6 protein-coding genes are annotated in these 7,832 nt (G+C 48.3%); 4 read left to right on the top strand and 2 right to left on the bottom strand.

Translation table 11 applies throughout. The annotated features are described in order from the left end of the window. Window positions 1-315: 315 nt before the first annotated feature. Complete coding sequence (locus ACESLU_RS08815; protein WP_372638053.1) at window positions 316-1,392, bottom strand: branched-chain amino acid aminotransferase; 1,077 nt, start codon at window positions 1,390-1,392, stop codon at window positions 316-318. Between the two features lie 353 nt (window positions 1,393-1,745). On the opposite strand from ACESLU_RS08815, the gene ACESLU_RS08810 reads away from it, so the two are divergent. Continuing rightward, a complete protein-coding gene (locus ACESLU_RS08810) occupies window positions 1,746-2,432 on the top strand; it encodes a uracil-DNA glycosylase (RefSeq protein WP_372638050.1) in 687 nt (228 codons plus the stop codon). 89 nt (window positions 2,433-2,521) lie between these two features. Here ACESLU_RS08810 and ppc read toward each other — a convergent pair whose 3' ends face one another. Beyond that, window positions 2,522-5,317: a phosphoenolpyruvate carboxylase gene (ppc, locus tag ACESLU_RS08805; protein WP_372638048.1), complete on the bottom strand. Its 2,796-nt coding sequence runs from the start codon at window positions 5,315-5,317 to the stop codon at window positions 2,522-2,524. Between the two features lie 87 nt (window positions 5,318-5,404). Between ppc and ACESLU_RS08800 the strand changes: the two genes are divergently transcribed. The 3 genes from ACESLU_RS08800 to ACESLU_RS08790 all read left to right on the top strand — a co-directional run. Further along, window positions 5,405-5,980 carry a DNA-3-methyladenine glycosylase I gene (locus ACESLU_RS08800; protein ID WP_372638045.1) on the top strand — a complete coding sequence of 192 codons (576 nt, stop codon included), beginning with the start codon at window positions 5,405-5,407 and terminating at the stop codon, window positions 5,978-5,980. A 135-nt stretch (window positions 5,981-6,115) separates the two neighbouring features. Beyond that, a complete protein-coding gene (locus ACESLU_RS08795) occupies window positions 6,116-6,322 on the top strand; it encodes a hypothetical protein (protein WP_372638042.1) in 207 nt (68 codons plus the stop codon). 372 nt (window positions 6,323-6,694) lie between these two features. Beyond that, window positions 6,695-7,832: carboxypeptidase-like regulatory domain-containing protein (locus ACESLU_RS08790; protein WP_372638039.1), on the top strand; the 1,138-nt coding region annotated here is incomplete at its 3' end.

Below are 7,832 nucleotides of genomic sequence, written 5' to 3'. Positions count from 1 at the left end.
TTTTGTGGGTTTTATGAAAAAGAAAGTCCAAGTGACGTACTTCTCCCGCGGCCGCCGGTTTTTAACGTTTTCGGATGCCCCGATCAGTGGCAAAGTTAGATTCCGATGGTTGTGGGGTCGACATTCCATAGGCTTTTGAAAAACCAGGGACTTTATTCAAGGTCAAGTCCGCAGAGAGATTGGCATCGGGGCATGTAGCCCATATATAAGGGGTACAACTGACTGTTATCTCAATATAGGACAAAGGACTGTTTTGCAACGTCCCCTGTTATTCAGGAGCCCTGAAGATGGGTTCCGTGTTATAAATTGTGAGCATTATTTGCTCACATCGATCGGCCGTACCCAGTCAAACGGATCTTCTGTCCGGGATCGCTGGATATCGTAAATCGTATCGTAGAGCCTTTGTCCCACAGGCCCGCGATCGGTCTCAGCCGGCGTAACTGACGTGCCATCGTGATGGATCTCCTCTATGGGCGCAATAACCGCCGCGGTTCCGGCCCCGAAGGCTTCCTCAAGCACACCCGACTTACCTGCGTCGATAACCTCGTCAATCGTTATGCGTCGTTTTTCAACCGGGATCTCCCATTTTCGGGCCAGTTGAATCACTGAATCACGAGTAACGCCGGGCAGTATGGTCCCGCCCAACTCAGGAGTGACAAGCGTCCCGTCAATAACAAAGAAAATGTTCATGGTCCCCACTTCTTCAATAAACTTATGCTCAAACGCATCCAGCCAAAGCACCTGGTCGTATCCTTTCTCCTTGGCTTTTCGCGCCGGGTAAAAACTGCCCGCGTAATTGCCGGCGAATTTGGCGTCGCCGACCCCACCTTTCGCGGCCCGTATGTATTTCTGAGAAGTTGTTAATTTCACTGACTTGCTATAATACGCCCCCACCGGCGAAGTGATAACATAAAACCGGTAGGTCTCTGACGGGTTAGCGGCTATAACCCTGTCAAAAGCGGAAATAAAAGGGCGAATATACAACACATCCCCCTCTTTGCGGGGAACCCACTGGCTGTCCACGTTGATAAGAGCTGCAATGCCATCCATAAAAGTTTCCCGGTCAACAAAGGGCATGCATATCCGCTCGCATGAGCGGGCCATCCGTTCATAATTTTTTTCGATGCGGAATAAATTTATGGTTTCATCATCCACGTAATATGCTTTTGCACCTTCAAACACCGATTGCCCATAATGAAATACGTGCAGAGAGGGGGAGACTTCAATAGCACCATACGGTTTGATCCGGGGCTGATTCCACTGGCCATCCGCGAATTCTACCTCCAGCATGTGGTCAGAAAAGACACGGCCAAATCCCAATTCATCGAAATCAACCTGGTCTATGCGGCTTTCTGTTGTTTTGGTGATGTCAAATGCAGTATCAGTAATCATAGCAAAACATTATTTTAGGGAACTTTAATCTGCCTCTTTTACAAAAAAATGCACAAGGAGCAGTCTCTTAATCAATTAATCTACCGGCAACGGCTGCCCCTGTTTAAAATAGCTTTTATTCTGATTTATTCCATTAATTTTTTACTGGATAACATACTTGCAGATCGCTTTACTATCCCACCCGGGCCGCTGGTATTCGGTCGGAAGGGTTAGCCCGGGTTTCTCACCTATAAAATAATACTCTATAAAATCTCTTTTTCCAATAAGGGTTCTCTCCGGTATATTGGGGACGCTCGGAATGCAACAACCGAGACGGGTAGCCAAACTATCACTAACGAACCCTAATTTCAAAAATGATGAGTAGCCTGAATTCCCTTTTTAACCTTCTCCGGAAGACGCCTGAAGGTTCTTTCTTTAATCCCTGGTACCAGCATGACAAGAAACACGATCAAAGCGAAGAGGGACCCGAAGTTCGCCGGCGACAGCTGCGGGCTTATCTTTCAGAACGAATCGGCCGAGCCAAATACCTGTTCATTGCGGAAGCGCTGGGGTATCAAGGGGGACATTTTACCGGTATTGCCATGACATCGGAACGGATTTTATTGGGGCATCACGAACCGGTCCATGGCATCCCCGCCGATGGCGCTTTTCGGTCTGTACCCGCTCAGCGGACCAGCAATCCCGCTGTCAACGCCAAGGGGATGTCAGAGCCGACGGCTACCATCATGTGGAAAGCGCTTTATAAGCTGGGAATAGATCCCTACGAAACAGTGCTCTGGAACGCCCTGCCCTGGCACCCCTATGATCCGGATGACGGACTTCTGAGTAACCGTACTCCCACAGACCGTGAACTGGAGCAGGGCTACCCTTCATTAAAAGCTTTTTTAGCGCTATTTCCGGGCGCTCAGCCCATCGCGGTGGGACGCAAATGCGAGCGCAGCCTAACCGACTTCGGTCTCCCCTACATTCCCGTACGCCATCCGGCCAATGGGGGTGCTCCCAAATTTCGCCGGCAGATGAAAGAATTAACGGGGAATTAAAAATGAAAAAATAAGCAACTTAAAAATTACTCACCCAACTTCTACTATAATCCTATTTTAAATTTTTCATTACCCCATTTTTAATTCCCTTATCCCGTGCTCTGCATGGCGGCGGCGATACCGTTGATACTCAGGAATATGGCGTTTCTCAGCGATTCCTCGTCCTTATCGGATAACTCCCCGTCCCAGCGATCCAGCAGCTCTACCTGCATCATATTCAGCGGATACGTAAAGGGGTTGCGGAACCGGATCGACTTTTTGATAACGGGACTGTTTTGAAGGACATAATCCTGCCTGGTAATGGCTTTGATTGCCTTTTCTGCCTTCTCGAAATCATCTGTAATCAGCTCATGGAACGTACCGTCATCGTTGTCTTCATATATAGTAGAAGTACGGATATGGGTCCGTGCCATTTCGCGCTGCACGTTATCCAGGATGGAATTAAAAAAGATATTCTGATCATACCACTGCCGGAACCGTTCCAGCGCCTCTTCCCCCTGTTCTATCTGCTCCTGGAGGGCCACCCCCACGCCGTACCAGCCCGGCACATTATAGCGGACCTGGGTCCATGCAAAGACCCAGGGTATGGCCCGTAAGTTGTCAAAGTCCGCAGCTTTGGCGCTCCCTCTTGAAACCGGCCGCGATGCGATAGGCAGCCGGCTGATATGCTCAATAGGTGTCTTATTCGTATACCAACTCCAGAAATTTTCGTTGTCAATCAGATTCCGATACGCCTTCATGGAACGCTGCGAAAGCTGTTCCATCGCCTGATTGAACTGGTCCTTCTGAGATACCGAATCCGGCTCGGCTACCGTAATACGAATCATGGCATTGACAATCTGCTCCAAATGACGCCGCGTAATAGAAGCAAGGGAATATCTGAAGGAGATTACCTCGCCCTGTTCCGTAAAGCGGATACGCCCGTTGTTACTAACAGGGGGTAACGCTAAAATAGCCTCGTTGGAGCGGCCGCCGCCACGTCCGACCGTCCCCCCACGGCCGTGGAACAGGCGGAAATCCACATCATATTCCCGGCAGACCCGTCCCAAACGCTGTTGCGCCTTGTCCAGGGCCCAGTTGGCCATCCAGTAACCGCCATCTTTGTTGCTGTCGGAATAGCCAAGCATTATTTCCTGGAAGTTATCGCGGGCCTCCAGCTGCTTCTGGTACAGTTCGTTATCATAAATTTTACTCATCAGGCTTCCACACGCTTCCAGGTCCTCAATGGTTTCAAAAAGCGGAACAACATCAATATCGCTTTCCACCTTCCCGTCTTCCTCACTCCAGAGACCCGCTTCTTTGGCCAGTACCAACACTTCGAGCATGTCACTTACACCGTGGGTCATACTGATGATATAGCTGCCGAAGCTGTTTTTATCCAGGGCCAGCATATCCCCGATCAGGGAAAAAGCTTTCAGCATCTGGGCGGTTTCGTCACTCAGATGTACCCGAACCGGCGAGAGGGGACGAGGATTGTTGAGTTCTTTATTCAAAAGAGTCAATTTTTCTTCTTCAGAAAGATCCGGATAATTATCCGTGACCTCCGCTACCGACAGGAGCTCCGCCACGGTATTCTCGTGAACTCCGCTGTGCTGGCGAATATCCAGGGCTGCCATGTGGAACCCGAATGTTTCTGCCCGGACAATCAAATGATGTAGCTTGCCAAACGAGCTGACTTCCTCAAGTCCCGATGCCCGCAGGCTTTCGGCGATAAGCTTCAGCTCATGCACAAAATCTTCTGCCGTATACCGGTCGGCTTCCTCCAGGATGTAGCTGCGGTCTTCCTCTTTCATAACCTCAAGGTGGTGTCTCAGCTTGTGCATCATATGCGTTACCTTCCGGCGGTAGGGTTCCTGCTTGTACAGGCGCTGGTACCGCTCCGAGAGCTGGTCAACTTTCTCATCTTCTTTAAGCGATGCTTCAAGCTTATCGGATATAGGAAATTTATTTTGTGATATACTCAGGTAACGACGCAGTTCGTCGAGCTCCTCCAGGTATAGCTGGATGACATTTTCTCGCTGCTCCAGGATGGTTTCCCAGGTTACCTCGGAGGTCACGTTGGGATTGCCATCCCGATCGCTGCCAATCCAGGAGCGATATTGCAGTACCGTCGAAAAGTCGGGCACCTCTCCATAATAGGTATGAAAAGCGTTTCGCAGGTCGTCGTAAAGCACCGGAACCGTCTGCCAGATTGCATTCATGAAGTAGAACATCCCATTTTCGACCTCATCTTCTACGGTTACCTTTTCCGTACGCACTTCATCGGTGGCCAGCAGCAGGTGGATTTCATTAAGAATCTCCATTGTCTTGGCCGTCTGTTCGTCCGGCGTCAGGTTCCCCTGCCGTATCTGGTTAATCATTCTGGTGATGCTCTGCTGCTTCACCAATACGCTGTGGCGACGCGCTTCGGTAGGATGCGCGGTAATCGTCGGCTGAATGTCAAGCTTTCCGATTACATCGGCAGCCTGTTGTGCGGTAAACCCTTCTGTTTTCAGGAAATGGACCGCCTCATCGATACTTTCTCCCCGGGGCGACTCCGGGTCGGTCTGAATAGCCCGCTCGCGATTAATGCGTGTAATTTCTCGCTGCTCCTGAGAATTCATCAGGTGGAAAAAGACCGTGTAGTAGCGCAAAAGACGGGTTATTTCATCGGTAGACAGTCCCGAAATCTGCGCTTCCATCTCCCGGAAGGCCTCCTCATCCCCCTCGTCAAAAGCCTGCGCCGCCAACTGGGGGAGATCTACCAATTCCCGGAGAAAATCATCATCCTCCTTACGACTCAGCACTTCCTCCAAAAAATGGGTGAGCGATTCAACCTGGTTTGAGAGTACTTTACTTATATCACTTTTTTCGGCAAATTGGTCAACGAGTTTTTCCCAGTGCATCGGTTTGATATCTTAATTATTGGTATGTGAATTATTCATACATTTGGATACGCCCAACCTTAACCTTCATTTCTCAAAAAGGCAATTATGAAAAATCGCTGTGCGTGGTGTCAAAATACGTTTGAACAATATGTGCGTTATCACGATGAAGAATGGGGCGTGCCGGTGCATGACGACCAGACCCATTTCGAATTTTTAATGCTTGAGAGCGCACAGGCCGGTTTAAGCTGGAGCACCATTCTCAAAAAACGAGAAGGATACCGTAACGCTTTTGCTAATTTCCAGGTCCGGGAAGTAGCACGCTTCGATGAAAATAAAATACAAGAATTATTAAATAATTCAGCAATTGTTCGCAACGAGCTTAAAATTCGTTCGGCTGTCAACAATGCCCGGCAGTTTATTGAGGTTCAGAAAGCGGTCAGCAGCTTCGATAACTACATCTGGTCGTTTGTGGATGGCGAACCGATCCAGAACCATTGGGAGGACCATGGGGACATTCCCAACACTACGCCTCTTTCCGACCGTTTCAGCAAAGATCTTAAGCAGCGGGGATTTAAATTTGTAGGAAGTACAACGATGTATGCGCATTTCCAGGCATGCGGACTGGTTAATGATCATCTTGTATCCTGTTTCCGGCATGCCGAGATTAAAAGCATGTCCTGAACGCACAAGATTTGCCGTCAAAATGAAATAGATCCCCGAAACGCTCTTTTTAAGGTAGCAAAAAAGTTCATTTTTTCTATCTTTAGCCTACAGTTAAGATGTCATAATCACTAATATCCAAAATTTTGTTTGAATATGCGCTCAACATTCTCTTTGGAAGAAGTTGGTAAAATGCTGGATATGAACCCAGGCGAGGTTGAAAAAGAGATCGAAGACGGTCACCTCACGTACTCATTTTACGAAGGCAAGAAACGGGTATCGCTCTATGATTTGGAAAAATACATGGGGCCGGAACAAACCCGTAAGATTACCCGGGAATTCCTTGAAAACAAAAGCTCATAATATTCGGTAAACGAATAGTTAGATACGAATAAACTTCGCTATTACTATTAAGAGAGCTTTGAAAAACCAGGGGTTTTGGTCAAAATCAAAGCCTGATCGAATTCAAAACCGCAGCATATAGGGCATATGTGAGATTTTTGAATGTGCGAAAAAGCAGAGATTGGTCCAAAGGACGGTTTTGCAAAACTCTCTTTAAACAGAAGTGGCAGAAAAATTAAGACTGCCCGTTAGCAGGGGCGGCTATTTTAACTTCCTCCGATGCAAGGTGGCTGTCCCAAAGACGCCAATGGGTTAATCTACGCCTGCGCTATCTTTCCATAACTTGTATACTTCTGTTCACAGAACAACCCCGATAGTTAGCCCGGCCAAGACGTGAGAAAAACTGTTTCCCTTTTGTTTCTGTTGTTTCCCCTTGTCGTACCTGCTCAGCAGACAGCCTCTCTAAGCGGTTATATTACAGATGCACAGACCGGAGAAACCCTTATAGCTGCCAATATAGCTTTGCAAGGTATCCGCACCGGGACAACCACCAACACATCGGGCTATTTTAACCTGCAGAACATTGAGTCCGGCACTTATACCCTGTTGGTTACCTATATCGGCTACCAGCAGTATAACAAAGAAATTACCCTCAAGAAGGATGAAAATCGACGGCTGGATATTGAACTTATCCCCAAAGAGTATCAACTGGAAGAAGTAGTCGTTCAGTCGGACCGTGAACAAGAGGAGCAGGGCAGTATCGGTATAGCGCAGGTCGAAACAGAATTCATCAGAACCGTTCCGAGTGTCTTTCAGGCTGATGTCTTTCGTTCCCTGCAATTACTGCCGGGAGTTAAGGCGGCTTCCGACTTTTCCAGCGGCTTGTATATTCGCGGCGGGAGTCCTGACCAGACACTCATCCTGCTTGATTATACCACCGTTTACAATCCCTCACACTTTTTCGGGTTCTTCTCCACCTTCAATCCGGATGCCGTCAAGGATGTTCGCCTATATAAAGGAGGGTACCCGGCCAAATACGGCGGCAGGCTGGGATCGGTGCTCACTATTTTCAATAAAGATGGCAACCGCAACGAGTTTGAGGGGTCCGTAACGCTGGGCATGCTGGCCTCCCGCGCTTCGGTCGAAGGTCCGCTTAATAAAGGATCCTGGACGTTTTCCATCCGCCGCTCCACCCTGGAACCTCTGCTGGAAGTGCTGAAACAGTCGCAGGATAATATTCCCGATCACTTTTCTTTCCTGGATATAAATGGTAAAATAAATTATGATACCGATACTGATAACAGATTATCCCTGTCATTTTATACCGGAAGCGACAACCTCCGGTTCCCTTTTGCAGAAGATGCGGGCGTTCGGTTACATTACGGCAATCAGACGCTCAGCAGCACATGGACACATATCTTTTCTGACAAAATATTTTCAACCGTTACCGTAACCGGCTCCCGTTACTTCAACTTTCCCTCTTTTAAAATTTCGGGCACACCTTTTGAGCGATCCAACAATATTTACGATT

The organism is Fodinibius sp., assembly GCF_041642155.1.
Classification (GTDB): domain Bacteria; phylum Bacteroidota; class Rhodothermia; order Balneolales; family Balneolaceae; genus Fodinibius.
This window is presented reverse-complemented; position numbering and strand designations above follow the sequence as displayed.

Bases quoted from the DNA above. Each gene is read 5' to 3' on its own strand.
- ACESLU_RS08815 (WP_372638053.1), bottom strand. From the start codon at position 1,392: ATGATTACTGATACTGCATTTGACATCACCAAAACAACAGAAAGCCGC.
- ACESLU_RS08810 (WP_372638050.1), top strand. From the start codon at position 1,746: ATGATGAGTAGCCTGAATTCCCTTTTTAACCTTCTCCGGAAGACGCCT.
- ppc (WP_372638048.1), bottom strand. From the start codon at position 5,317: ATGCACTGGGAAAAACTCGTTGACCAATTTGCCGAAAAAAGTGATATA.
- ACESLU_RS08800 (WP_372638045.1), top strand. From the start codon at position 5,405: ATGAAAAATCGCTGTGCGTGGTGTCAAAATACGTTTGAACAATATGTG.
- ACESLU_RS08795 (WP_372638042.1), top strand. From the start codon at position 6,116: ATGCGCTCAACATTCTCTTTGGAAGAAGTTGGTAAAATGCTGGATATG.